We start from the raw sequence: 23611 nt of genomic DNA, 5'->3' as shown, positions 1-23611 counted from the left end.
TCCATAGTGAAGCAGGTCATACAGTCAACTTAGGTTCGGCATGTTCGCTGCGATAGATCGATAATAGCTGTTAACTAACCTGTCACAAGCAGATTACGCCTATATGACAGCCAACAGACGGAAAATAGCGGCGCGCACAAGGCACGCCGCACAGGGTCAGAAGAAGCCAAGCGGCTGGATGCTGTAGCTTACCAGCAGATTTTTCGTCTGCTGATAGTGATCAAGCATCATCTTGTGCGTCTCGCGACCGATACCTGATTTTTTATAGCCACCGAAGGCCGCGTGAGCGGGATAAAGGTGATAGCAGTTCGTCCAGACACGTCCGGCTTTGATTGCCCGCCCGACGCGGTAGGCCCGGTTGATATCCCGTGTCCAGACGCCCGCGCCCAGGCCGTAGATGGAGTCGTTGGCAATGGCGATGGCCTCTGCCTCATCCTTGAAGGTGGTGATGCCCACCACCGGGCCAAAGATCTCTTCCTGAAATACCCGCATGCTGTTGTTGCCTTTCAGCAGCGTCGGCTGAATGTAGTAGCCGCTGGCCAGCGTGTCATCGAGCGTCTCAACACCGCCGCCGATCAGCACCTCGGCCCCTTCCTGACGGGCGATCTCCAGATAGGAAAGAATTTTATCGAACTGCTGCTGAGAAGCCTGCGCGCCCACCATCGTTTCCGTATCCATGGGATCGCCGCGCTTGATGGTTTTAATGCGTTTAAGCACTGCCGCCATAAAGGGCTCGTAAATGGACTCCTGTACCAGCGCCCGCGACGGACAGGTACAGACTTCACCCTGATTCAGGAAGCCAAGCACAACCCCTTCCGCCGCTTTTTCAATAAAGCTTTCTTCGGCCTGCATGATATCTTCGAAAAAGATGTTCGGCGATTTCCCGCCCAGTTCGACCGTAGACGGAATCAAGCTTTTCGCCGCCAGTTCCAGGATATGGCCGCCCGTCGCCGTCGATCCCGTAAATGCCACTTTGGCAATGCCCGGATGGGAGGCCAGCGCCTCACCCGCTTCTTTACCATAACCGTGGACCACGTTGACCACGCCGGGCGGCAGCAGATCTTTAATCAGGTCAACAAACAGGGTAATCGACAGCGGCGTTTGCTCCGCGGGCTTGAGCACCACGCAGTTCCCTGCCCCCAGGGCTGGCGCCAGCTTCCATGCCGCCATCAGCAGCGGAAAGTTCCACGGGATGATCTGCGCCACCACGCCCAGGGGTTCATGAAAGTGATAGGCGGCAGTAAATTCGTCGATCTCCGCCGCGCTGCCCTCCTGCGCCCTGACACAACCGGCAAAATAGCGGAAGTGATCCACCGCCAGCGGCATATCGGCGGCCAGCGTTTCACGAACCGGTTTACCGTTGTCCCAGGTTTCATTTACCGCCAGGTATTCCAGCTTCTCTTCCAGCCGATCGGCGATTTTAAGCAGCACCAGGGCGCGCTGCTGAGGCGAGGTTTTTCCCCAGGCATCCGCCGCGGCGGCAGCGGCAGCGACCGCGTTATCGACGTCTGCCTTGTCTGAGCGGGGAAACGCCCCGGCATCTGAACCATTAACGGGCGAGGTATTGGTGAAGTAGTGGCCATTGACCGGCGCAACGAACTCCCCATTGATGAAATTGCCATAGTGCTTTTGCAGCGTGATGAGAGAACCGGATTCTCCTGGAGCGGCATAGCGCATGTTGAATCTCCTTACGCAGTAAGATGTGAAACAACTATGAAACCTATTTTTAACATATTAGATCAGCGCCAGCCTGACAGGTTTGTTGTCCTTAAACTGTGACCGCGACGAAGGAAAATCCCCGTTGGGCCCACTACAGATAATTCCGACTTTTTGCCGCTTCGCCAGTTATCTGGAAACTTTTAGGCACGATGGGGTCAATATGGGGATATGTTTACTCTGGAGGTATGTCAGCATGTTAGCTTCGGCTTTCACCTTAATGCGCGCTAAAGCAGATTTCGTCCACCAGTTCATTCGTAATCCGCGCAAAATGGGCAGCATTACTCCTTCCTCTGATGCGCTGTGTCGCACCATGGTTGACTCGGTGGCGTGGAGCGGTCAGTTGCGGGTTGCCGAACTGGGCGCGGGCGATGGCGTTCTGACGCGTCGTCTGCTGGCGCAGATGGCACCGAACGCGACGCTGGACGTATTTGAAATCAGCAGCGCGCTGGCGCAAAAGTTAAGCGCGCTGAATGACGAGCGAATGACGGTGCGGACCTGTTCGGCCGAGTACCTGAACGGCAGCTATGATGCCATTTTCTCTGGCCTGCCGCTGCTGTCGCTGTCGCCGGAACTGCGGGATGCCATCCTACAGGCGGTGTACCATGCCCTGGGGCCGAACGGCGTTTTTGTGCAGTTTCAGTACACGTCGCTCACCCAGCCCGATCTGTCTCGTTATTTTACCTGGGAGCGCCAGCGGGTGTTAAAAAACGTTCCGCCGGCCTGGGTTTATCGTTGTACCCGTCACTATGCGCCCTGAGCGCTTTTAACCGCCGGGCGCGTTTGCAACCAGAAATGGTATAAGAGGCTACGCGCCCAGTCCGCCCCCTGCAGTTCCGTTCCGTCATTTTCCTCATTTTCTGGCAGGCATGCATCCATAATGCGGCGATCAAACTCCGGGTGAAACTGCACCGACAGCGCACAGGCTGAATAGCGCAAGACCTGGCAGCCGTCCATGTCCGAAACGGCCAGCACGGTGGCGTGCGCGGGCGGCGTCATCACCGACTGGCGATGCGAAAGCCAGGCCTCGAAGGTTTCCGGCAACGTGGCCAGTAGCGGATCGTGGCGGGCCTGAGAAGTGGTGGTTAACGTCATCAGACCGCGTTCCCAGCCATTAGGGTTGTCGCCTACTTTTCCCCCCAGTGCATAAGCCATCAGCTGGTGGCCGTAGCAGACGCCAAGCAGCGGCAGACGCGCCTCCATCGCTGCCCGAATCCAGGCCGCTGTGCGTTCACTCCAGTCAGCATGATCGGTCACCATTGCCCAGGAACCACTTAACACCGCACCGGAAATATCAGTAAACTGCGGCAGCGTTTCGCCCAGATGGGGACGGACAATAACGTAATCATCAGGCTGTAAATTCAGGGCATCAATAAACCATACCGGTTGTTCACCGATTTTCTCGACCACGTTGGCGGGGGGAACGTCTAACTGAATCAAGGCAAGGGGCAATGCAGGCGCAGAAATCATACCGAATCGGATCCTCAAAAGGGTTGGCGTTTCGGAATATCAGTCTGACAGTAACTGTTGTAAATGTCTTATGAATTTTTTGAGCTTTATTTCCTGCTTAACTAAATAAAAAATGTTAATCATTGCCAGAACGTCGTGGGTTCGTGCCATGATTATCAGGTATCGGGTTTATTTTTAAAGGACAACATTGTGGCAGTGCGGCATTTCTTTATGGTTCTGATGGTGGTTTCTATCTGGGCCTTTAATAACGTGGCGGTAAAATGGGGTTTAGTTGAGTTACCGCCTTTGTTTCTTACGTGGATGCGTTTTGCGGTCGTGGCGATTGTGCTGGTGCCGTTTTGCCGCATTAACCGCCAGCAGTTTCCCTGGTTGCTACTGCTGGCCTTCACATTTGGGTTTATGCACTTCTCTCTCCTGTTCGTCGGTATGCGTTTTACCGATGCCGGAACGGGCGCGATTGTCGTGCAGTTGGGTACGCCGATTGCCATGCTGCTGGCGATGGTGGTGCTGAAAGAGAAGCTGCGGTTGATTCAGCTGATCGGCATTATGATCTCGCTAAGTGGTGTAGTGGTGCTGTCTGGTAGCCCCACCATTCCTGCCTGGTGGGTACTGTGCATCCTGCTGTGCAGCGCCACGGGCTGGGCGATCAGCAACCTGATTGTGAAAAAATCGCCGCCGATTAAACCCCTGACGCTGACCGGCTGGATCGCCTTTCTGGCCCTGCCGATTGTGGGGGCCGCCAGCTTGATGCTGGAGTCTCATCAGCTCTATGCGCTGCAACATGCTGGCTGGCGCGGCTGGTTTGCCATTCTTTACAGTGCCATTGCCTCTTCCGTGGTGGCGTACACCTTATGGTATGCCCTACTGAAGAAATACAACGTCAACCTGATCATGCCCTACTCGCTGCTGACGCCGGTGCTGGCGGTCTTAATGGGCATCGTGGTGCTGGGCGACAGCCTGAACAGTTTCAAAATTATTGGCGCTTCGCTGGTCATTCTGGGCACGACGATTGCGGTGATTAACCTGCGCAATCTGCGCATGCACGCACGCTTTCCTCGCCTGCGACGCCGTTAAGGGCACATGCTATGCTTCAGGCATCGCCCTTATCAGGAGCCTGTTGCATGAATCATCTGGCTAACGCACTTTGGCAGCAGATGTGGCAGGGATTGCACGGCAATCATGCGCCACAAATGCTGCCTGTTTTTACCGACCACGCCACCTTTTCCTCCGCCTATGCCGTCAGTGAACTGGCGGCCACCAGCCTGGGTCTGGCGATGCAGGGCGTGGCCGACCTGCTTAATCGTCCTGCCCGTCCGCAGGTTAACGTCCGACTGGCCTCACGCTGGTTTCAGCACAGTTTTATGCCGCTTAATCGCGCTGCGCCCGCGCTGTGGGATCCCTTTGCCGGCGATTATGCCTGCCGCAACGGCTGGATCCGCCTGCACACCAATGCTCCGCACCATCGGCTGGCAATGGAACGCGTGCTTGGCCGTCACCCGGATCGCGCGGCACTGGCACGGGAAGTGGCGCAGTGGCAAGCCACGGAGCTGGAACAGGCGGTGATTGAGGCAGGCGGCTGCGCGGCAGAGATGCGCAGTGCCGAGGCATGGCAGCAGCATCCACAGGGGATGGCCGTCATACATGAACCGCTCTTCGCGCGAGAAACCCTGGCCGACGGCCCCGCGGTCACGTGGGCGTTGCCCGCGGCGCGTCCGTTACTTGGCATCAAGGTTTTGGATCTGACCCGTATCATTGCAGGCCCGGTGGCGACGCGCTTTCTGGCCAGCCTGGGGGCAAACGTTTTACGGATCGATCCGCCCGGCTGGCAGGAACCCGGTGTGGACGAAGAGCTTGCCTGCGGCAAACGCCGTGCCGTGCTGGATTTAACACAGCCAGCCGACCGCGCCCAGTTTATCTGGTTACTGAAACAGGCCGATGTGATGGTGCACGGCTACCGCGCCGACGCACTGGAAAAGCTGGGATTTGATGCGGCATCGCTGCAGGCCCTGAGCCCCGGTCTGGTCGACGTCAGTTTAAATGCCTGGGGCTGGCAGGGACCGTGGCGCAACCGGCGCGGTTTCGACAGTCTGGTGCAGATGAGTTGCGGGATTGCCGAACAGGGAATGCGATGGCAGCAGCATGATGCGCCGGTACCGCTTCCGGTACAGGCGCTGGATCATGCCACTGGCTACCTGATGGCCGCCGCGGTTCTGGCAGGATTGCGTCAGCGCCTGCAGCACGGCTGCGGCAATCAGACGCGGCTGTCGCTGGCGCGTACCGCCTGGCTGCTTGAGCAACACCGTTATGGGTTGAATGAACCGCAGACCGGCATTACGCCACGGCTCTGCGACAACCAGCCCTGCATTGAGCTTACGCCGTGGGGCATTGGCGTCCGGTTACGATCCGCCGTCTGGCTGCCCGGCACCACATTACAGTGCGCCACGCCCGGCAACCCGCCCGGCACGCATCCGGCGCACTGGTGATTCAGGCGTCGTCGCCCTGCTCGCTGGCGCTTTCCACCAGCTCATCATACATGGCCTGAATCGCCTCACGGCTCAGCACCGCCAGCGTACGATAAAACGCCGTGTTGGCATGGGCTTCAACTTTGCCGAGAAACGTGCCGCACCACGGCATCAGGTACACGTCAAACAGCGCCAGCTGCGCGGCGCTTTCATCGGCCGCAGACTGATCTTCCAGCCAGGATGCCGCCAGCAGCAGCCCACCGAAATGGTCGGCAGGCGCCTCGCCCAGCGGCATACCGCGCGCGGTCAAAAAGGCACGAATATCAGCTTCCAGCTTTCCTTCCGGCCAGCGTGACGCAAACGGCGATACCTTGCAGTCACTGCCGACAAACAGCGCATCGTAGTCTGCCGCCAGCGCCTGCGGATCGCTGTTTTGCTGCAGGCGCGTTAACAGCTCATCCTGCTCCAGCGGCCACTGTGCCGCCAGTTTACCTTCACGAATCAGCGTAAACAGCGGGGCCAGCAGCGCATCCTGCGGATGGCGGTTAAACAGCGAGCCAATAATACGGCACAGAATGGAAAACTCATTCATGCGTCAACATTCCTTGAGGGAGATAAATTAAAAGTCAGCCAGCTCGGCGATAGGTTTGCCGGTACGCAGTTCCAGAAAATCGAGCAGGCGACGCGGCGTGACATTTAACACGCGATCCTCGGGAAAATCCACTTCTCTGGCAATCCGCAGGCAGTGCTCGAAGTTGCCGAGGGTGAAAGCGGTGTGGGAATCGGAGCCGAAGGCCAGCCGCCCGCCCGCTTTGCCGACCGCTTCCGCAATCGCCCGGCAGTTGGGCTCGCTGCCCGGACGGGAATGGGTAAAGGAGGAGTTATTCAGCTCCAGCGCCACATTGTAGTGCGCGGCGGCTTCGGTGATAGCGGGAATATCGACGGGATATTTTGGGTTGCCGGGATGGCTAATGATGTGAACCAGCCCGCCCGCCATGGCGGCAATCATCGCCTCGGTATTCTGTGTCAGATCGCGCGGCGCATAAACCGCTTCGTGAAAGCCCGCCACAATGAGATCCAGCGATTCCAGCATCGGTCCGGAGCAGTCAATCTCGCCCTGCTGGTTCTTAATATTGGCCTCGATACCGCGCAGAATCGCCACGCCATCAATGATCCGTGGCCAGATGCGCATATTAACGAAGTGCCAGTAATGCGGTGCATCGGCCATGTCCGGACCGTGATCGGTGATAGCAAACAACTTGAGGCCGTTCAGTTTTGCCTGCGCCACATAGTCGTGCAGCGTGCTGTAAGCGTGGGTACTGGCAACCGTGTGCATGTGAAGATCTACCGGATACATTGTCTGCTCCTGCAAAGGCCGGTTAAGGCATCAGTGATTAATAGCCGCGCTGACGATCGACGAGGCCCTGAGGATGTTCACCCCTTTCGAGCTGCCCGATAGCGTGGGCAATAAAGTCCATCGCCTCTTCTTTCAGGGTGACCGCCGCATTGTGAGGGGTAATTGTTACGCGCGGATGGAACCATAAGGGATGATCGGCAGGCAGCGGTTCAGTCTGAAACACATCCAGCGCGGCCCCCTTCAACTGTCCGCGATCAAGGGCAGCGAGTAAATCAGCTTCCACGACCTGATCGCCACGGGCGAGGTTAAGGAAAAAAGCCTCCTGCGGCAACTGCTGCAACAGTTTATGATCAATCAGATTGCGCGTTTCGGGCGTGCTGGGCAGCAGGTTAATCAGCACCCGGGTTTCGCGCAGGAAGTCATTCAGCGCCGCCGCGCCAGCGAAGCTGGTTACGCCGGGAATCTGCTTCGGAGAACGGCTCCAGACGCGCACCGGAAATCCCCGCGCCTTAAGCGTTTCGGCGACCTGCTGCCCGAGTACGCCTGCACCTAAAATGCCGATGTGAAAGGTTTCGCGCGGGTAAGAAGGCAGCGGCTGCCACTGGGCCGACTGCTGCTGCTGGAGATAGTCATCGAAGCGTCGGAACCAGCCCAGGACGCGGCACAGCGCATATTCCTGCATCTGCTGCGCCATGCCGGTGTCTTTCAGGCGATAGAGCGGAACGTTGTCCGTGAGCATATCCGGGTGCTGCGCCAGCTGCCGCAGGATTTCATCCACGCCTGCGCCCAGTGCAAATACGCCTTTTAACGCGTGGCGGCCACGAAGCATTTCAGGCGGTGGCGAACGCACCAGCGCATAGTCTGCGGGCGCGTTGTCGCCCGGTGCCCACGCGCGCACGCGGGCCTGGGGTAAACGCTGCTGCAGGCCATGTATCCAGTCCGTTGCGCTCTGCGACGGATGAAACCATACAATCTCCATACTGCTCTCCTTTTATTCCCGCCTAGGGTAAACGTGCACAAGGGCAAGCGAAGCCCTAAAAAATGCCTTTTTTCTAACATACCGCAAATAAATAATTCATGCCGCTTCACATTTCCGCCGCACTTAAGGGTGAAAATTGTGGTTAAGGTCTAAAGTTGTTGGGTGGTCAATGCGTTACACAGGGCCGCATTTCGGACAAGGAGAAACACCGATGATGAACACTGAGGTAAAAACGAAAAAACGGCCTCAACGCCATGCGCCGATCCTGCTCAGCCTGTTGCTGAGCGCCAGCGTATTCAACAGCTGGGCGGCAGAGGAATCCCGATTACTGAACAATCCACCGCAGCCGCCGGATGTCCGCTTAGGGCCATTGTTTAATGCCGTTCAACAGGCGAAATTTTACCCCGATCAAAAAACGTTTGCCGATGCAGTACCAAAGTACGATCCTTCGTCAATTCTTGCCGACTGGCAGATGCAAAAAAATCAGCGCGGCTTTGATTTAAAACGGTTTGTTGCAGCGAATTTTACCCTGCCTGGCGACGGCGATAAATATGTGCCGCCTGCAGGCCAGAATCTGCGCGACCATATTAACGGCCTGTGGCCGGTTTTAACCCGCACCACTAACAGTGTGGGAAAATACGACTCGCTGCTGCCGCTGCCTAAGCCTTATGTCGTGCCGGGCGGACGTTTCCGTGAGGTTTATTACTGGGACAGCTATTTCACCATGTTGGGGCTGGCAGAGAGCGGCCATTGGGACAAAGTCCAGGACATGGTTGATAACTTTGCTTCCCTGCTGGATCGCTACGGCCACATTCCTAACGGTAACCGCACCTACTACCTGAGCCGGTCACAGCCGCCGTTCTTTAGCCTGATGGTCGATCTGCTGGCAACCCATGAAGGCGACAAAGCCTATACCCGCTATTTGCCGCAGCTGCAAAAAGAATACGACTACTGGATGGCAGACAGCGACAGCGTCGCAGCGGGCAGTGCCAGCAAACGGGTGATCAAGCTGGCCGACGGTACGTTGCTAAATCGCTACTGGGATGCGCGCGACGTGCCGCGGACGGAATCCTGGATGGATGATATTACGACGGCCAGTAAAGCGCCGCAGCGCAACAAGGCCGAGATGTACCGCGAGCTGCGTGCCGGAGCCGCCTCGGGCTGGGACTTCAGTTCGCGCTGGTTCACCGACGCTCATAACCTGGCTACTATCCGTACCACCCAACTGGCCCCGGTGGATCTGAACAGCCTGATGTTCCACCTGGAAAAAACCCTGTCTACCGCCTATCGACTGAACAAACAGGACGATCGGGCAAAGGCCTTTGCAGACCGGGCAGAAAAACGTCAGGCGGCGGTTAACCGTTACCTGTGGGACAGCAAGCAGGGCTGGTACGCGGACTATGACTGGAAGAAACGCCAGATCCATCCGCAGCTCACCGCTGCCACGCTCTTTCCGCTCTATATGCAGATTGCCAGCGACAAACAGGCTGACAGCACCGCCAGCGCGGTGGAAAAACAGCTGCTCAAACCGGGCGGCCTGGTGACCACGACGGTGAACAATGGTCAACAGTGGGACGCGCCTAACGGCTGGGCACCGCTGCAGTGGGTCGCGGTAGAAGGCCTGGAGCACTACAAGAAACCTCAACTGGCGCAGCAGGTGGGCTTACGTTTCCTGCGTAACGTACAGCTGACCTACGACAAGGAGCATAAGCTGGTCGAAAAATATGTGGTGGAAGGTGCGAACCTGGGCGGCGGCGGCGGCGGTGAATACCCGCTGCAGGATGGCTTCGGCTGGACCAACGGCGTGACGCTGAAGCTGCTGGATAAATATTGCCCGAAAGAGAAAACCTGTAACAGCGCGCACGATATTCCCGAGGCGCAGAGCAGCGCACAATAACGGCAAGGTCATTGCCAATATAAAAAGGGCCTGCAGTCACCTGCGGGCCCTTTTTTTACATCATGTTCTGCGTTAACTGCGTACTTTGCGGTAGATAAACAGCACGACAAGCGCACCGATGACCGCGACAACGAAGCTACCAAAGTTGAACCCGTCCACACGGCCAAAACCGAAGAAGGTACTGATCCAACCACCGACTACGGCACCGATAATACCCAGAATCACGGTAATGATGAAACCACCACCATCTTTACCTGGCATGATCCATTTCGCCAGGATACCGGCGATTAAACCAAAGATGATCCATGAAATAATACCCATCCGTTACTCCTTCCTTTTGGTTAGTCAATGGCGATCGCCTGATTAATCAAGCGGTTCACTGCGCCAAGTATAGTCGCGTTTTTCCAAAAATGTAGCGCAAGCAGTTAATGATAGTGGTTATTGTGTTAAAGCTTTATTATTGTGCGCCGATAACGAACGGGTAGTAACAGGATAATTACGTGAAAAAACGTTGCTCATCTGGAGCCAGCAAGTGAAAGAAACCGATAAAGAACAGTATCTGAAACGTGGCACGCTGGCCGTGCTTGGCGTGATGAAGGACCTGCTTCAGTTACAAACACCTTTGCTGGTGAATTTTTCGCGCGGGCAGTTTATTAGCCGTATGCTGGCTGCCGATGAAACGCGCATTGTGTTTGATCTGGGAAGCAATAACCTCGATAACGACTACGCGCTGCACTGCAACGAAATCACGGTCTTCGCCGAAACCCACGGCGCCAAAATCGAATTTGCCCTTGGGGCACTGGAAAAAACCGACTTTGAGGGGTTACCTGCTTTTCAGGCCGCCCTGCCGGACGTACTGTGGCAAATCCAGCGTCGGGAATTTTTCCGCATCAGCGCCCCTATGGAGCCGCAGTTCTGGTGCCATTGCCAGTGGCCTGACGGCACGGCCGCGCGCCTGCGCTTACAGGATCTCTCCCTGGGCGGCATTGGTGTTCTGGTGGAAGAGGCGATGCCGGAAGGGCTGAAAAGCGGGGACGATTTCAGCAGCCTGCAGGTCGAACTGGGGGAATTTGGCCAGTTCAACGTCAGCGCTAAGCTTATGCACATTGGCGAACGCAGCATTATCACCAATAAAAATGAGACGAAAGTGACGCCTCGCCTGAGCTTCCGTTTTACCGCACTTGAGCCCCATCAGGAGCGGCAGCTGCAGCAGATTATTTTTGCCTTAGAGCGCCAGGCGCGCGACAAAGCACAACGCTTCCAGTAATCCGCCCTTTATCCTGCGCCGCGCACCGGCGGCGCATCCAGGCTATGCTTTCCCTTGCTTTCACGTTTAACCGGAACCAGCAAGGAGAATCTCCCCAATGGAAAACTGGCTCAGTTCACGTCATTTTCAGTCCATTTTTTTCAATCAAACACTCTGGATCAACAGCGCTATTGTTATCGTTGCTACCCTTGTCATTTACTGGCTGCTGCGCAGCCTGATTCGTTTTGCCTCTAACCGCATTGCCCACTACAGCGAAGTTCGCTACGCCCGGTTTACCGGTATTCTGGTCGAGATCTTGCGCAGCACCAGCCAGCTCCTGCTGCTGATTTTTTCCTTTCTAATCGCCCTGCGCTTTATCGATCTCCCTGACGCCTGGCGCGCGACGATCTCGCACAGCTGGTTCCTGGCCCTGATTGTGCAGATTACGCTGTGGATCGACGGCGGTATCCGTCTGTGGTTAAAGAGCCTGCTGCGCGATCCGCAGCATGTGCGCAATCCTGTCACCACGGTGATTATGGGTATTTTGCTGCGCGTGCTGGTTTGGGTCATGATGCTGCTGGCCATTTTATCGAACATGGGCATCGACATTACGGCGCTGGTTGCCAGCCTGGGCGTGGGCGGTATTGCCATCGCCCTCGCCATTCAGACGGTGCTGAGTGATGTGTTTGCCTCACTGGCGATTGGCTTTGATAAGCCTTTCGAACACGGTGATTTTATTGTCTTTGGCGACATCGCGGGGACCATCGAACACATCGGCCTGAAAACCACCCGCCTGCGCAGCCTGAGTGGTGAACAGATCGTCTGTTCCAACACCATTCTGCTGCAGCAAACGATTCACAACTACAAACGTATGCAGCAGCGCCGTATCGTGTTCAGGTTTGGTATCAGCTATGCCACCCCTTCTGAGCAGGTACGTGAGATAAGTGAAAAGGTGAAAACCATCATTCAGGGCATCGAGATGACCCGCTTTGACCGCGCCCATTTTCTGGCGTTCGATGATTCGAAGCTGACGTTTGAAGTGGTCTATTTTGTGTTGAGTGCCGACTACAACCAGTACATGGATATTCAACAGGAAATTAACCTGCAGCTGATGGCGGCACTGGAAGAACGCAATATACGCTTTGCCTTCCCGATCCGTCAGGTCGAATTCAGCGGGGGCAGTTTGCCGCCGGTCGATCTTAAGCCGGTTCCCGATGACGACGCGGCCCAGCTACGCCGCGCGAATCGTTAAGCGCCGGGACGAACGGAGGATCGCGGCACGCTGCCCGATCCTCTTGCAGCCCTTATGCGGGCTGATAGCGACAGCGGGCAACGGCGTTCAACCAGCCCTGATAGCTGTCCTGCATTTTCTGCGCCAGCTGCCTGCGCGGCATCACGACGTTGCCGCCCTGAAGAGCCTGCATATCACTCCCCTGTTGCCACCATCCCAGCTGTTTACCTGCCAGCAGTGCCGCCCCCAGCGCGGAGGCTTCAGCGGTAGGCGCGCAATGCAGCGGGCGCTGCAGGACGTCAGCCTGAAACTGCATCAGCCAGCGATTTTGTGTCGCACTGCCGTCAACGCACAGCGCAGGTAATGTGTCGCCGCTTGCCTGTTCCATGGCGAAAAAGACGTCAGCAATTTGCCAGGTAATCGACTCCAGCGCGACCCGCGCCAGCACCGCCGGGGTGGCCGCATCGGTCAGGCCGCACAGCATGCCGCGGGCTTTTAAATCCCACCAGGGCGCACCCAGTCCGGACAGGGCCGGGACAAAATAGCAGCCCTGATTGTCATCACAGCTTTCGGCCATTGCCGTCAGCTGCCGGGGATCGGTGACGCCGAGCATTTTTCCCAGCCAGGCCGCACCTGAACCGGTGTGGGTAATATTACCTTCAAACGCAAAGCGCGGTTGACCGTCGTGCCACGCCACGGTGGTGCTGAGGCCATTGTCGGTCAGGATCGGCGTTGCCATCGACATCATCAGCGAGGAGCCTGTGCCATAGGTTGCCTTGACCACTTCCGCCTCGTCACGGCGCTGGGCATAAAGCGCCGCATGGGAATCGCCAATGCGTGCCAGGATCGGGGTGCCAGGTGCCAGACCGGCAATATCAGTTAAGGCAACCACGCCCGCACAACCCGCTGAGGCGTTAATCTGCGGCAACGCAGCGCGCGGCAGGCTGAACAGGGACAGCAGTTCATCATCCCAGTCGTTGGTGTGCAGACTGTAAAGCTGCGTGCGTGCCGCATTGGCATGGTCGGTAACGAAGCACTCTCCCGCCGACAGTTGCCAGGTCAGCCAGCTGTCCACTGTGCCAATACATAACTCCCCCGCCGCCGCTCTGGCAAAGCCGTCAGGCAGTGACGCCAGCATGCCAGTCAGCTTGGCGGCAGGAAACATAGGATCGACCGCCAGCCCGGTTAGCGCCGTAATCTTCCCGGCCTGTCCAGACAGATGAAGATCGCGGCAAAACGATTCCGAACGGCGGTCCTGCCAGCTCACCAGCGGGGTGAGCGGCATGCCGTCGCGGCGCTGCCATATCAGAACCGATTCACGCTGATTGCTGATCGCAACCGCCGCGACCGCTGCGTCGGCGCACTGGGCAAGACAGTCGGCTATCGCCTGCCTGACGGCCAGCCAGATGGCCATGGGGGCCTGCTCGGCCAGACCGGGTTGCGGATGCTGCAGCGTCAGGCCCTGACTGGCCCGCGCCACCACTTTTCCCTGACGATTTACGGCGACCGCTTTGGCGTTGGTGGTGCCTTCATCAATAGCCAGAATCACGGACTCGTGCATCGTCAGCCTCCTGTGCAAAGGCGCAGCGCCTGGGCCGCCACGCTGCTGGCGTCAATGCCATGACAGGCCCGGGTGGAGGCGCGATCGCCGGCGATGGCGTACTCGCCATCCGCAATGCCCAGACGCAACAGCTTAACCGGCAAGCCGTTCTCGGCCAGGACCTCCGCCACCAGGCTGCCTACGCCACCATTGATGTTGTGCTCTTCAACCGTGATGACGCTACGGTAGTGACTCAGCAGATTATGCAATTGCTGAGTGTTACAGGGACGAAGAGAAGGCACGGCGATTACCGCAGCGGAAACCCCCTGCGTTTCCAGCTGCTCTGAGGCGGTAACGGCCTCATGTACCGTTGAGCCCATGGCAACAAGCGCAATGTCATGGCCTTCGCGCAGCAGATCGATCGCCCCAGGTGTAAAGCTGTATTCGTCGTCATGCAACTGCGGCAACGCTTTGCCATCCAGCCGAATATAAACCGGCCCCACATGATCAAGGGCATAGTCGATGATTTGGCGGCACTCAAGGGGGCAGGAAGGCGCGTAGATTTCAATATTGCCAAATCCACGCAGGATGGCGATGTCGTCAATGCTGTGGTGCGTGCTGGCGAGCGGGCCGTAGCTGGCTCCTGCATTCAGCCCAAACAGCTTAACGTTAGTATTGTTATAACAGACGTCGATTTTCACCTGCTCGTTAGCACGGGAGATCAGAAAGGGTGCGGCGTTACAGGTTACGGCCACTTTTCCGCCCAGCGCCAGCCCGGCAGCCGTGCCCACCAGCGCCTGCTCGGCGATGCCCACGTTAATTAACCGGCCGGGAAACGCCTTAATAAACGGCGCGATTTTAGCGGTTGAGGTGGAGTCAGCCACCACCGGAACCACATCGATACCGCGATCAACCGCCGCCATCAATGCTTCTACCATGACCTCTGCCAGATGTTGTGCCTTACTCATCTTTTAACTCCTCCAGTGCCCGGTCGATTTCTTCACCCTTGGGCACCCGGTGGTGCCATTCCGCTTTGCCCTGGATAAAGGAGATACCAAACCCTTTTTCCGTGTGGGCGATAATCACCCGCGGTTTGCCGCTTACCGGCGGCTGTTCGAGTGCGCTGACCGCCGATGCCATGTCATTGCCCTGGCATTCACTCACCGCCAGACCAAAGGCACGCCATTTCTCCGCCAGCGGATCGGTGTTCATAATGTCACGCGTCGATCCCGCCAGTTGGAGTTTGTTTTTGTCGTTAATCACAATCAGGTTATCCAGCCCGTAATGGGCTGCCACCAGCGCCGCTTCCCAGTTACTGCCTTCTGCCAGCTCGCCGTCGCCGGTCACGACAAAAATACGCCGCCGACTGTTGCTCTTCTTCGCCGCCAGCGCAATGCCAACCGCCACGGGCAATCCGTGCCCCAGCGCGCCCGTGTTCAGTTCTACGCCCGGCGTCTTTTGCCGCACCGGATGCCCCGGTAAAGCGGAGTGAGCATGCTGATAGGTCGCCAGCCACTCCAGCGGGAAATACCCGGCTTCCGCCAGCACACAGTAATATCCTCCCACGGCATGACCTTTTGACTGGATATAGATATCACGCTCGTCATCTGCCGTCCGGTCGGGCGCACAGTTGAGGATGCGGAAATAGAGCGCAGTCAGGATTTCAACCTGCGACAGGTCCGCGCCGGTGTGCCCTCCCGCCGGGCTGCCCGCGTTAAGCTGAATAATGCGGCGGCGCACTGACCGCGCTCGTTTTTCAAGCTCATTTACAGAAAGCATAAAAGGATTCATAGCTCACCTATTGAATTTTAAGTCCACACTGAATATATATTCAGGCTGGGTGTTATTGCCCCGTGCTGACAGGCAATGCGTGAAAGTCTCACACTTACATGCGCTGCCAGACCAAAGTCCTTTTCCTTTATGAATATATATTCAATAATGATTTTATATTCAAAACCACTATGCGCCTTGCGGGTGACGCCGTCCAGACAGGAAGTGATAAAAAGCGAAAATGATCACAAATTGCCGTGGATTGTGATTTTTACGTGGGTGGTTAACAATGGCAGGCAGAACACGAGAGGAAAAAAACCAATGGCGAAGCAGGATGAACAGCGGCTCATGGTAAAAATTGCCACACTTTACTATGTCGAAGGCAGAAAGCAGTCCGATATTGCACAGCTACTCAAGCTGTCTCAGTCGTTCGTATCGCGCATTCTGAACCGCAGTGTGAAAGAAGGCGTGGTAAAAATCAGCGTGGTGCCGCCTGCTAATGTCTTTCCGGAACTGGAAAAAGCGCTTGAGCAACGCTATCAGCTGCCGCAGGCCATTGTGGTGGATGTGCCAGAACAGGCGTCCGCTGGCGAGATCAAACAGGCGATTGGCTCGGCGGCGGCGCACTATCTGGAAACCCGACTGCGCGCGGACGAACTTATTGGCATCTCCTCCTGGAGCGGCACCATTCGTGCAATGGTGGATGCCCTGCATCCTCTCAATAACGCCTGTAAAGGTGTGATTCAGCTGCTGGGCGGCGTGGGGGCCAACGGAAACGTCCAGGCTACGATACTGACGCAAAATCTTGCCGCGCTGTTGAATTGCCCCGCCTGGCTGCTGCCCTCTCAGTCCATTGAACACTCGGTCACGGATCGCCAGCGGCTGGCCGCCAATCCCGACGTCGCCGAAGTGCTGAATAAGTTTAATGAGGTGGACTTAGCCATTGTCGGCATTGGCGATCTTGAACCTTCTGCGCTGCTGCGCAATTCGGGTAACTACTACGACGCAACCATGTTACGCACCCTGGCCGGGCGCGGCGCGGTGGGGGATATTTGCCTGCACTATTTTGATGAACAGGGTCAACCCGTGCTGAACGCCGATGAGGATCCGGTCATTGGCATGGAACTGGAACAGGTGCGACAGTGCGCGCAGGTGGTGGCGCTGGCAGGCGGCAAAGAGAAAGCACAGGCGATTCGCGGGGCGCTGCGGGGTGGCTATGTGAATGTGCTGATTGTGGATTATCCCACGGCAAGGCTGCTGACCACTTAACTGTTCTCTCCTCACCTGCCAAAAAGGAAGGTGAGGAGAAAACATGAGGATCAGCTGTTAGCGCGGTAAGCCGTGGTGACTTTCCACAGGTAACGTGGCGCCTGGGCTGCAGGATGTTTGTTTTGTACGTGCTGATAGAACTCGTCCGGCGTCATGGCATTTATCATGGCAATGGCCCGATCGCGATTGCTGGAGAAGGTGCGCAGTAAAGCGCCAGCACCGTTTGCATAGGAAACAATAGTGGCGTAACGCAGCGTGAGGGGATCGCGGATGCCCGAAAGCGCAGACTGCTGCAGAATTTTGATGTACGCGGTACCAATATCAATATTTCTGGCCGGATCGCGCAGCTCTGCGTTGCTCGGCTGACCGTGGCGCCCCTGGGTGCGATACACTTCCCGGCCCGCGGTTGAGGCTTTGATCTGCATTAATCCCACCGCATTAGAACGGCTGACCACGCCAGGGTTCCCACCGGACTCCACATTGATAATGGCGCTGATCAGTTTTTCATCCACCCCATACTGGTTGGCGGCCGTTTCGGTAAAGAGTGACCAGGTTCCACTGATGCGTGAAGGCGGTGCCTGAGTTAACGGCGTATTCTTCTCTTTAACGTAAGTATGCGGCGGTTCACTGGCACAGCCCGTCAGCAGCAAGGCTGAAATGACAAAGTAGCGAATTTTTAGCAATTTTTTATCTCGTCGCAGAAGTGGCGGAAGCTATCATACCGAGCCGGCTGAATTGCAAAATTACCGTTTATCCTAATTACAGCAGTCTGATGACTTATTTACGGTTTTTCGTCATTATCGTGAAGTCTGTCACTGACTAATTTCAGGAATTTACTATGACGTCACGTTCTATCCGTCTTATTGCCCCTTCAGGTTATTGCCATAATCAACCTGCGGCCCTGCTCGGGGTTGAACGCCTGCGTGCGGAAGGACATCGCGTGGACAATGACGCCGTCATCGCGCGGCGCTTCCAGCGCTTTGCTGGCACCGACGAAGCGCGCTCAGGCGATATTAATGAACTGGCTGACTTAGCAACCCTTCCCGATATTGTGCTGGCGGTGCGCGGCGGTTATGGCGCAACACGGCTGCTGCCGTCGCTGGATTATGCCGGCCTGAAGCGTCGTTTAGCGCACCAGCCGCTGGCCATCTGTGGGCACAGCGACTTCACCGTGTTGCAGTTAGCGCTGCTACAACATGCCGGTTTGATTTGCTTCAGTGGACCAATGCTGGCGGGCAATTTTGGCGCTGAGGTTTTATCCGAATTTACCCTGCAGCACTTTTGGCATGCGCTGACATCACCTACAGTCAAGGTGGCCTGGCAAAGTGAAACACCCGATAACGGCCACTGGCAGGGGACGCTGTGGGGCGGCAACCTGGCGATGCTCTGCTCGCTAATCGGGACGCCATGGCTGCCGCAGATTGAGAACGGCATTCTGGTTATCGAAGATGTTAATGAGCATCCGTTCCGTATTGAACGTATGCTGCTGCAGTTGCACCAATGCGGCGTGCTGGCCAGACAGCAGGCAATTGTCACCGGCAGTTTCACCAGTACCGCTCTGTCGGAGTACGACAACGGATTTGATTTCCCTACGGTCTGGCAGCACATTCGCGAGGTCAGCGGCCTGCCGGTTATCAGCGACCTGGACTTCGGTCACGCTCCGGATACCGTCACCTTACCTCTGGGTGCAACGGCCACGCTGCAGGTGAATCAGGGTCAGGTTGTATTACAGGCGAGCGGACATCCCGTATTGCGCACATAGCTGAAGTTGCAGGAGATCGACATTGAAGCCGCTGTATGACGATTTGTGGATCTCAACGCCGGAGTTTCCGGCCGAAGGTACCGAAGACATTATGATGCATGGTTTTTTGCTGCGTCATCCGCGCGGCAATTTACTGATTGGACGGGTAGAAAACCCGCTGGATCATGAAGTGCTGGCGGACGATAACGGCATAATCCGGCATTACCTGACCCACTGGCATGAATCCGCGCCCGGCGCGGCGCGTATCCAGCAGCGCTTTAACAGCGCGCTCTACTGCCACAGCCGCTCATTGGGGCAGATCAGCCGCTTTGTCGAACCTGACGATACCTTCACGCAGCAGGAAACGCATTTTGGTGATTTTCACCTGTTGCCGACGCCCGGTCACACGCCCGGCAGCTGCAGCTATCTTTACGCTTCCCCTAACGGCCTGACCTACTTGTTTGTCGGTGATACGCTCACGCGTCAGCATGACCGCTGGATAACCGTGCTGGTGCCCGAGAGCAATCCTGCCGAACTGGCCGCTTCGCTGGAGCTCTACCGGACTCTGCGCCCTGACGTGGTGCTGATGAGCACCACGCGCGGCCATCTTTCATGGCAGAAAGTGACCCTGTCCGGCTGGCTGGCCGCTATCGACGAGGCAGAGCTGCACCCGCTGGATCTGCGCCAGCAGGCGGTGCTGTAGTTACAGGATTTTGGTCAGATAATGGCGCTGGTGATGGTGAATATAGTCGCCAAGCGTTAACCGGACGTGATAGCCCAACTTTTCGTAGAAGGGCCGAGCCTGAAAGCTGGCCGTATCGACCTGGGCAAAACGGCATCCTCGCTGGCGCGCCTCTTTTTCTGCCGCCAGCACCAACTGACTTCCCGTGCCCTGCCCCCGGAGCCTGTCGCTGACCCAAAGCAAATCGATGCGTAACCAGTTACCTGTCGTCGTACCGGTTAACCCTGCCAGCTTCTTCCCCTGAGAATCACAGATAAACAGCCCCAGCGGTTTAATCAGGTCCACGTCAAAAAATTTGCTGTTATGCGCATTCAGGCCTAGCCGGAGTTCATCCTGATCTTTACTGGTCACCTTATCAGTGAGGGTAATCTGCATTGGCATTCCTTATCGCGGCAAATCAGGAGTCGTTACGTTGTCTGTCGTCGTAGCGCTCAAGGCTCAGGACGTCAACGTCACGCTTCGCGCTGCGGCTGCAGGGCACCAGCGCGTCGCTGTCATGGTAGACAAAGAAGGTGTCGAGATTGCTTTTGTTGACGATCAACTGATCGCCGTTGCGGAAGCGGGTAATGGCCACTTTGTCACCGCCCTCAATCTGCGTGTTCAGTTGCCCCGCCGCAATCTGGAAGTGCTGTTTGGGCCAGGAGAGCGTACTCAGGCCATATTCAGCGCGTGAAATGGTCATGGTAGGCCGACCGGGACAATGGATCTGGAATTCGCTTTCGCTCCACGCTGACGCGCTGTAACAGGCCAACAGGCACAGGGCAAGACGGACTGCTTTCATCTGATTTCCTCCGCTGAATACGTCATTTCCCATTGTCAGGGGAGTTTATCACAATAAAAGCCAGGCAGAGCAGGACGGGACAGGTTGCCGCAGGAATTCAGGCGTGCCGGAGAGACAGCCGCTCACCTGCCCTGCGCACCACCAGAAAACCGAACGGGCGAGATGGCATCGGGTAAACCACGGCTCAATTAGTCTGCAGCCACTTCTGCTGCGACCAACATTAACGCCAGGTCGGCGTGTTCGCTGTCGAAGCTGCTCATCACATCGCGAATTTCAGCGGCACAGGCAATGACCTGCTGCCTTTTTTCTGCATCCAGCGATTCGATGGCGTGGCGAATAATCATTAGGCTGGCTTCTTCTTCTTTCATCATTTATCCCTGAATTTGCTTAAGCGATGCGCAAAGATGGCAAGAATAACGTTTATTCCACCTCAAAGTCATCTTTTGCATTTCTGTTGCTTAACCTTTGAGCAAAGCACAAATCAGCCTGTGTCGCAGAACTGCTATGATCATGTTATTTGCGGCGCAACAGGATAGAATCGTTCACCGCTTTCATGGACTTGGGCAGGGACAGGATATGTTGCGATCGGTAGTTTTCATTTTTATGGCACTGCTTGCGGGCTGCTCATCGTCGCCGAAAGGCGTGGAATGCCCGGGCGAGGTCAGCACCCTTTACGGTCAGTCGCTGGGCCAGACCCAGGGGACGATTTTCGATCTGGTCACCTCATTTAGCGTCAGTCGGGACGGCGCAAGCGTGCAGAGCGGTCCGCTGCAGTCGCAGGATCGCTTCCAGTACATTCCTTCCGCCGTCACGCGTGAGGGTTATTATGCGCAACGCCTGTCGGACAAGCAGTTCCGGCTCATCAATCCCTATCAGGATACCCTGATCACCTGGACCTGCCCGTAGAGGGGTGAATCCGGGCGCAGAATGGTATAGTGTCAGGAAACGTCAAGAGACAGGTCATCCTTCACATGGAAAAGCGTCTGGATAACAACGGCTATATCGATTTTCCCTTCCCGGCGACCCGCAATGAAGACGGTACGGTCAATCCCTGCGGCATCGACTTAACGCTGGAAACAGAGCGCCTTGAAGAGGTTGCGGTGCTGCGCCACTCAGCAAACCTGCAGCGTCTGGTGGAAGAGGTGAATCTTCAGGACGGGCTGTTCATGACGCTGGCCTGCGACTGGCAACAGCAGGAAAACGCGGTGTGCGGGTTTATTGATATCGCCTTTCGTCCCGAGTTGCCTGGCCATTCACATGCTGAGACGCTGCAGCTGGAAACCGCGTTTTACACCTATCTCAAAGAGCAGGCGCAACAGCATGGGCTGGCAGCGGATGCGCTGGTCAACTATGCCCGTGCTGTACTCGACTGGGGCTGGTCGCCGCTGCAGCAACGTCAGCGCCGCTATGAAAAAATCACAATTCAGTACTACTGCCCTCAGTCGGAGGATGCGGAATGGTGCTTCGACCATATTCGCCACTTTCTGGTGAGCTGGTACCCTCAGTACGCCGCCGCTCCGGGCAATGCCGTTTTGTGAAACAGCTGGTAATGATTTTTCCCTGCACACATTAGCCACTGGCGAGTTGCCGCGTTTCCCCGCTTCACGCCCCTGCCTGCGCGCCTCTCAGGCCAGCGATATGACGCGGTGGCAGATATTTTCCCCTGACCTTTGCCTCCTGAACAGAAGATTAATGCGCCCTGGGGCAGCACGACGGCTAAGCTTTGCTACGCTTTAGGTGACTGTGATAACCAAGGAGATGAAGCATGTCAGGAAAAATTGAAGATGCAGTGAAAGAAGTCGCCGGTGCCGCAGAGCAACAATGGGGTGAAGTTACCGACTCCCCGCGTCACCGTGCCCGTGGTGCAGCACGCCGCTACACCAATCAGGCATCCTACGCCGCACGTGATGCCGCTGATTGCATCAAGGATCAGGTGCAGTCTAACCCGTTCGCGGGTCTGGCCGTAGCCGCTGGCGTTGGCGTGGTACTTGGCTTCCTGCTGGGCCGCAAATAAGTCTCAAAACGGGAGCGTTGGCTCCCGTTTTACCCTCATACCAGATCGCGCAGATGATCGTCTTTGTTTAACGTCATCAGTGCCGGTATTGTTACCAACGCCGTTGCCATCATGTACCACGCCGGAATATCCAGATTGCCCGTCTGCTTGACCAGCCCTGTAATAATCAACCCCGCACAGCCCGAGAAAACGGCATTCGATAGCGAATAAGCCAATCCCAGTCCGGTGTAGCGAACCCGTGTGGGAAACATTTCGGCCAGCATCGCCGGCCCCGGCCCTGCCAGTAAGCCCACCACGCCGCCTGCAATAAACACCACCAGCGCTTTGCTGGGTAACGCCACCGTTTCCGCCTGCAGCACCTTCAGCAGCGGCATCGCCAGTAACAGCAACAGTACGCTGGCCACCACCATCACCCGGCGTCGCCCTATCCTGTCACTGAGTATCCCCGCCGGAATAATGGTCAAGGCAAACCCCAGATTGGAAATCACGGCGATCGCCAGCGCCTGGTGCAGTCCGGTGTGCAGGGCGGACTGAAGGTAGGCTGGCATAATGACCAGACAAGTGTAACCCGCCGCTGACCACAGCATCACGCGCGCCACGGCCAGCAGAATGGTTTTCAACGTCTGGAGCGGTGCGGCTTTGCCCCCCTTCTGCTGCTGTTGCTGACGGACAAAGCCGGGCGTTTCGTCCATTGCCAGCCGCAGCCAGAGCGCCACCATGCCCAGCGGTAATGCCAGGATAAACGGAATGCGCCAGCCCCAGGCCAGCATGGCTTGTGGGCTGAGCGTAAACGACAACAGCGCCACCAGCCCGACGCCAGCCAGCAGGCCCAGCGCCACCGTGAGCGACTGCCACGCGCCATACAGGCCGCGCTTGCCTCGCGGCGCAAATTCCGTCATCAGGGAGACCGCACCGCCGTATTCTCCTCCGGCAAACAGCCCCTGCAGGATACGCAGCCCGGTCAGGATTAACGGTGCTGCGATGCCCACTGAGGCATAGGTCGGCACCAGGCCAATGGCCGTGGTCGCCAGCGTCATGAACACCAGCACCATAATCAGCGTCGGTTTGCGGCCGATGCGATCGCCGATACGGCCAAACACCAGCGCACCCAGTGGCCGAAAGAAAAATGCAACGGCAAAGGAGGCCCAGGTGAGAATCAGCCCACTCAAGGCCGACTCGTCCTGTAACTTGAAAAAGTTCTGCGCAATCAGCGTGGCGAGAAAACCATAGATGGCGAACTCATACCACTCAATAAAGTTGCCAACCGAACCCGCAACCAGCGCACGTTTATGTTGCTTTACCTGGGGTGAATAGGTTTCCATTTGACTATCCTCAACTTGCAGCCTGCAAAAGCAGTACGGCGATAAGAGAGATAGTATAGAATTCCAGCAGATAA

The 23611-nt window shown here is 56.8% G+C and carries 26 protein-coding genes; 12 read left to right on the top strand and 14 right to left on the bottom strand.

Going from position 1 to position 23611, the window contains the following annotated elements; all coding sequences use genetic code 11:
- Positions 1-156: 156 nt before the first annotated feature.
- Positions 157-1677 (bottom strand): acetaldehyde dehydrogenase ExaC, encoded by a 1521-nt coding sequence (exaC, locus tag ACPXSQ_RS04125; protein ID WP_014606082.1) that lies wholly within the window; start codon positions 1675-1677, stop codon positions 157-159.
- Between the two features lie 235 nt (positions 1678-1912).
- Here exaC and ACPXSQ_RS04120 point away from each other — a divergent pair, with 235 nt between their 5' ends.
- On the top strand, positions 1913-2476 hold the full coding sequence (locus ACPXSQ_RS04120) for a class I SAM-dependent methyltransferase (protein ID WP_019105667.1): 564 nt from the start codon (positions 1913-1915) through the stop codon (positions 2474-2476).
- On the opposite strand, the gene ACPXSQ_RS04115 is transcribed toward ACPXSQ_RS04120, so the two are convergent.
- Positions 2464-3186 carry a glutamine amidotransferase gene (locus ACPXSQ_RS04115; protein WP_014593482.1) on the bottom strand — a complete coding sequence of 241 codons (723 nt, stop codon included), beginning with the start codon at positions 3184-3186 and terminating at the stop codon, positions 2464-2466. The genes ACPXSQ_RS04120 and ACPXSQ_RS04115 overlap by 13 nt on opposite strands.
- Before the next feature lie 189 nt (positions 3187-3375).
- Here ACPXSQ_RS04115 and ACPXSQ_RS04110 point away from each other — a divergent pair, with 189 nt between their 5' ends.
- Complete coding sequence (locus ACPXSQ_RS04110) at positions 3376-4260, top strand: DMT family transporter (protein ID WP_014606084.1); 885 nt, start codon at positions 3376-3378, stop codon at positions 4258-4260.
- Between the two features lie 47 nt (positions 4261-4307).
- Positions 4308-5669 carry a CoA transferase gene (locus ACPXSQ_RS04105; protein ID WP_426142869.1) on the top strand — a complete coding sequence of 454 codons (1362 nt, stop codon included), beginning with the start codon at positions 4308-4310 and terminating at the stop codon, positions 5667-5669.
- 1 nt (position 5670) lies between these two features.
- On the opposite strand, the gene ACPXSQ_RS04100 is transcribed toward ACPXSQ_RS04105, so the two are convergent.
- Genes ACPXSQ_RS04100 through ghrA form a run of 3 tightly spaced genes read right to left on the bottom strand, consistent with a single transcriptional unit; the run spans position 5671 to position 7984 of the window.
- Positions 5671-6240: a TorD/DmsD family molecular chaperone gene (locus tag ACPXSQ_RS04100; protein WP_145031736.1), complete on the bottom strand. Its 570-nt coding sequence runs from the start codon at positions 6238-6240 to the stop codon at positions 5671-5673.
- A gap of 27 nt (positions 6241-6267) precedes the next feature.
- Positions 6268-7005, bottom strand: a complete 738-nt coding sequence (locus ACPXSQ_RS04095; protein WP_064352640.1) for a phosphatase — start codon at positions 7003-7005, stop codon at positions 6268-6270.
- Positions 7006-7042: 37 nt separating this feature from the next.
- A complete protein-coding gene (gene ghrA / locus ACPXSQ_RS04090) occupies positions 7043-7984 on the bottom strand; it encodes a glyoxylate/hydroxypyruvate reductase GhrA (RefSeq protein ID WP_042677776.1) in 942 nt (313 codons plus the stop codon).
- 211 nt (positions 7985-8195) lie between these two features.
- Here ghrA and treA point away from each other — a divergent pair, with 211 nt between their 5' ends.
- Positions 8196-9881 carry an alpha,alpha-trehalase TreA gene (treA, locus tag ACPXSQ_RS04085; protein WP_015700523.1) on the top strand — a complete coding sequence of 562 codons (1686 nt, stop codon included), beginning with the start codon at positions 8196-8198 and terminating at the stop codon, positions 9879-9881.
- A gap of 72 nt (positions 9882-9953) precedes the next feature.
- Here the strand turns inward: treA and ACPXSQ_RS04080 are convergent, their stop codons facing one another.
- A complete protein-coding gene (locus tag ACPXSQ_RS04080) occupies positions 9954-10202 on the bottom strand; it encodes a GlsB/YeaQ/YmgE family stress response membrane protein (protein WP_013025436.1) in 249 nt (82 codons plus the stop codon).
- A gap of 211 nt (positions 10203-10413) precedes the next feature.
- Between ACPXSQ_RS04080 and ACPXSQ_RS04075 the strand changes: the two genes are divergently transcribed.
- Entirely contained in the window at positions 10414-11148 is a 735-nt protein-coding gene (locus ACPXSQ_RS04075; RefSeq protein WP_015700524.1) for a flagellar brake protein, read from the top strand.
- A gap of 97 nt (positions 11149-11245) precedes the next feature.
- Positions 11246-12379, top strand: coding sequence for a mechanosensitive ion channel family protein (locus ACPXSQ_RS04070; RefSeq protein ID WP_112900080.1), 1134 nt, complete (start codon positions 11246-11248; stop codon positions 12377-12379).
- 52 nt (positions 12380-12431) lie between these two features.
- Here ACPXSQ_RS04070 and ACPXSQ_RS04065 read toward each other — a convergent pair whose 3' ends face one another.
- The 3 genes from ACPXSQ_RS04065 to ACPXSQ_RS04055 are packed head-to-tail and all read right to left on the bottom strand — an operon-like array spanning position 12432 to position 15689.
- The gene (locus ACPXSQ_RS04065) at positions 12432-13919 is read right to left on the bottom strand and encodes an FGGY family carbohydrate kinase (RefSeq protein ID WP_426142864.1); all 1488 of its coding nucleotides are present in this window, start codon (positions 13917-13919) and stop codon (positions 12432-12434) included.
- 2 nt (positions 13920-13921) lie between these two features.
- Positions 13922-14866: a transketolase family protein gene (locus ACPXSQ_RS04060; protein WP_210448149.1), complete on the bottom strand. Its 945-nt coding sequence runs from the start codon at positions 14864-14866 to the stop codon at positions 13922-13924.
- Positions 14859-15689 carry a transketolase gene (locus tag ACPXSQ_RS04055; RefSeq protein ID WP_426142862.1) on the bottom strand — a complete coding sequence of 277 codons (831 nt, stop codon included), beginning with the start codon at positions 15687-15689 and terminating at the stop codon, positions 14859-14861. The genes ACPXSQ_RS04060 and ACPXSQ_RS04055 overlap by 8 nt, the downstream gene beginning before the upstream one ends.
- 300 nt (positions 15690-15989) lie before the next feature.
- Between ACPXSQ_RS04055 and ACPXSQ_RS04050 the strand changes: the two genes are divergently transcribed.
- The gene (locus tag ACPXSQ_RS04050) at positions 15990-16937 is read left to right on the top strand and encodes a sugar-binding transcriptional regulator (protein WP_014606091.1); all 948 of its coding nucleotides are present in this window, start codon (positions 15990-15992) and stop codon (positions 16935-16937) included.
- 50 nt (positions 16938-16987) lie between these two features.
- Here ACPXSQ_RS04050 and emtA read toward each other — a convergent pair whose 3' ends face one another.
- A complete protein-coding gene (gene emtA / locus ACPXSQ_RS04045; RefSeq protein WP_013025429.1) occupies positions 16988-17620 on the bottom strand; it encodes a membrane-bound lytic murein transglycosylase EmtA in 633 nt (210 codons plus the stop codon).
- Between the two features lie 155 nt (positions 17621-17775).
- Between emtA and ldcA the strand changes: the two genes are divergently transcribed.
- Together ldcA and ACPXSQ_RS04035 are read left to right on the top strand one after the other, a co-directional pair.
- On the top strand, positions 17776-18699 hold the full coding sequence (gene ldcA / locus ACPXSQ_RS04040; protein WP_105079963.1) for a muramoyltetrapeptide carboxypeptidase: 924 nt from the start codon (positions 17776-17778) through the stop codon (positions 18697-18699).
- A gap of 22 nt (positions 18700-18721) precedes the next feature.
- The gene (locus ACPXSQ_RS04035) at positions 18722-19381 is read left to right on the top strand and encodes an MBL fold metallo-hydrolase (RefSeq protein WP_064373535.1); all 660 of its coding nucleotides are present in this window, start codon (positions 18722-18724) and stop codon (positions 19379-19381) included.
- On the opposite strand, the gene ACPXSQ_RS04030 is transcribed toward ACPXSQ_RS04035, so the two are convergent.
- The 3 genes from ACPXSQ_RS04030 to ACPXSQ_RS04020 form a co-directional block, all read right to left on the bottom strand.
- Positions 19382-19795, bottom strand: coding sequence for a GNAT family N-acetyltransferase (locus ACPXSQ_RS04030; protein WP_022623584.1), 414 nt, complete (start codon positions 19793-19795; stop codon positions 19382-19384).
- Positions 19796-19817: 22 nt separating this feature from the next.
- Positions 19818-20201, bottom strand: a complete 384-nt coding sequence (locus tag ACPXSQ_RS04025; RefSeq protein ID WP_014606096.1) for a hypothetical protein — start codon at positions 20199-20201, stop codon at positions 19818-19820.
- 188 nt (positions 20202-20389) lie between these two features.
- The gene (locus ACPXSQ_RS04020; RefSeq protein WP_033765874.1) at positions 20390-20569 is read right to left on the bottom strand and encodes a hypothetical protein; all 180 of its coding nucleotides are present in this window, start codon (positions 20567-20569) and stop codon (positions 20390-20392) included.
- A 208-nt stretch (positions 20570-20777) separates the two neighbouring features.
- Here ACPXSQ_RS04020 and ACPXSQ_RS04015 point away from each other — a divergent pair, with 208 nt between their 5' ends.
- The 3 genes from ACPXSQ_RS04015 to ACPXSQ_RS04005 all read left to right on the top strand — a co-directional run bounded on the left by ACPXSQ_RS04015 (position 20778) and on the right by ACPXSQ_RS04005 (position 22215).
- Entirely contained in the window at positions 20778-21107 is a 330-nt protein-coding gene (locus tag ACPXSQ_RS04015; RefSeq protein ID WP_015700529.1) for a hypothetical protein, read from the top strand.
- Positions 21108-21172: 65 nt separating this feature from the next.
- Entirely contained in the window at positions 21173-21739 is a 567-nt protein-coding gene (locus tag ACPXSQ_RS04010; RefSeq protein WP_014593469.1) for a hypothetical protein, read from the top strand.
- A 227-nt stretch (positions 21740-21966) separates the two neighbouring features.
- The gene (locus tag ACPXSQ_RS04005) at positions 21967-22215 is read left to right on the top strand and encodes a DUF883 family protein (protein WP_013025421.1); all 249 of its coding nucleotides are present in this window, start codon (positions 21967-21969) and stop codon (positions 22213-22215) included.
- Positions 22216-22250: 35 nt separating this feature from the next.
- On the opposite strand, the gene ACPXSQ_RS04000 is transcribed toward ACPXSQ_RS04005, so the two are convergent.
- On the bottom strand, positions 22251-23537 hold the full coding sequence (locus tag ACPXSQ_RS04000; protein ID WP_105083373.1) for an MFS transporter: 1287 nt from the start codon (positions 23535-23537) through the stop codon (positions 22251-22253).
- Positions 23538-23611 lie beyond the last annotated feature (74 nt).

It is taken from the genome of Pantoea sp. EEL5 (assembly GCF_049892805.1).
GTDB lineage: Bacteria > Pseudomonadota > Gammaproteobacteria > Enterobacterales > Enterobacteriaceae > Pantoea > Pantoea ananatis.
The sequence above is the reverse complement of the archived record's forward strand: the minus strand, read 5'-3'. Positions and strand labels throughout refer to the sequence as shown.

Bases quoted from the DNA above. Each gene is read 5' to 3' on its own strand.
- exaC (WP_014606082.1), bottom strand. From the start codon at position 1,677: ATGCGCTATGCCGCTCCAGGAGAATCCGGTTCTCTCATCACGCTGCAA.
- ACPXSQ_RS04120 (WP_019105667.1), top strand. From the start codon at position 1,913: ATGTTAGCTTCGGCTTTCACCTTAATGCGCGCTAAAGCAGATTTCGTC.
- ACPXSQ_RS04115 (WP_014593482.1), bottom strand. From the start codon at position 3,186: ATGATTTCTGCGCCTGCATTGCCCCTTGCCTTGATTCAGTTAGACGTT.
- ACPXSQ_RS04105 (WP_426142869.1), top strand. From the start codon at position 4,308: ATGAATCATCTGGCTAACGCACTTTGGCAGCAGATGTGGCAGGGATTG.
- ACPXSQ_RS04100 (WP_145031736.1), bottom strand. From the start codon at position 6,240: ATGAATGAGTTTTCCATTCTGTGCCGTATTATTGGCTCGCTGTTTAAC.
- ACPXSQ_RS04095 (WP_064352640.1), bottom strand. From the start codon at position 7,005: ATGTATCCGGTAGATCTTCACATGCACACGGTTGCCAGTACCCACGCT.
- ghrA (WP_042677776.1), bottom strand. From the start codon at position 7,984: ATGGAGATTGTATGGTTTCATCCGTCGCAGAGCGCAACGGACTGGATA.
- treA (WP_015700523.1), top strand. From the start codon at position 8,196: ATGATGAACACTGAGGTAAAAACGAAAAAACGGCCTCAACGCCATGCG.
- ACPXSQ_RS04080 (WP_013025436.1), bottom strand. From the start codon at position 10,202: ATGGGTATTATTTCATGGATCATCTTTGGTTTAATCGCCGGTATCCTG.
- ACPXSQ_RS04070 (WP_112900080.1), top strand. From the start codon at position 11,246: ATGGAAAACTGGCTCAGTTCACGTCATTTTCAGTCCATTTTTTTCAAT.
- ACPXSQ_RS04065 (WP_426142864.1), bottom strand. From the start codon at position 13,919: ATGCACGAGTCCGTGATTCTGGCTATTGATGAAGGCACCACCAACGCC.
- ACPXSQ_RS04060 (WP_210448149.1), bottom strand. From the start codon at position 14,866: ATGAGTAAGGCACAACATCTGGCAGAGGTCATGGTAGAAGCATTGATG.
- ACPXSQ_RS04055 (WP_426142862.1), bottom strand. From the start codon at position 15,689: ATGAATCCTTTTATGCTTTCTGTAAATGAGCTTGAAAAACGAGCGCGG.
- ACPXSQ_RS04050 (WP_014606091.1), top strand. From the start codon at position 15,990: ATGGCGAAGCAGGATGAACAGCGGCTCATGGTAAAAATTGCCACACTT.
- ldcA (WP_105079963.1), top strand. From the start codon at position 17,776: ATGACGTCACGTTCTATCCGTCTTATTGCCCCTTCAGGTTATTGCCAT.
- ACPXSQ_RS04030 (WP_022623584.1), bottom strand. From the start codon at position 19,795: ATGCAGATTACCCTCACTGATAAGGTGACCAGTAAAGATCAGGATGAA.
- ACPXSQ_RS04025 (WP_014606096.1), bottom strand. From the start codon at position 20,201: ATGAAAGCAGTCCGTCTTGCCCTGTGCCTGTTGGCCTGTTACAGCGCG.
- ACPXSQ_RS04020 (WP_033765874.1), bottom strand. From the start codon at position 20,569: ATGAAAGAAGAAGAAGCCAGCCTAATGATTATTCGCCACGCCATCGAA.
- ACPXSQ_RS04015 (WP_015700529.1), top strand. From the start codon at position 20,778: ATGTTGCGATCGGTAGTTTTCATTTTTATGGCACTGCTTGCGGGCTGC.
- ACPXSQ_RS04010 (WP_014593469.1), top strand. From the start codon at position 21,173: ATGGAAAAGCGTCTGGATAACAACGGCTATATCGATTTTCCCTTCCCG.
- ACPXSQ_RS04005 (WP_013025421.1), top strand. From the start codon at position 21,967: ATGTCAGGAAAAATTGAAGATGCAGTGAAAGAAGTCGCCGGTGCCGCA.
- ACPXSQ_RS04000 (WP_105083373.1), bottom strand. From the start codon at position 23,537: ATGGAAACCTATTCACCCCAGGTAAAGCAACATAAACGTGCGCTGGTT.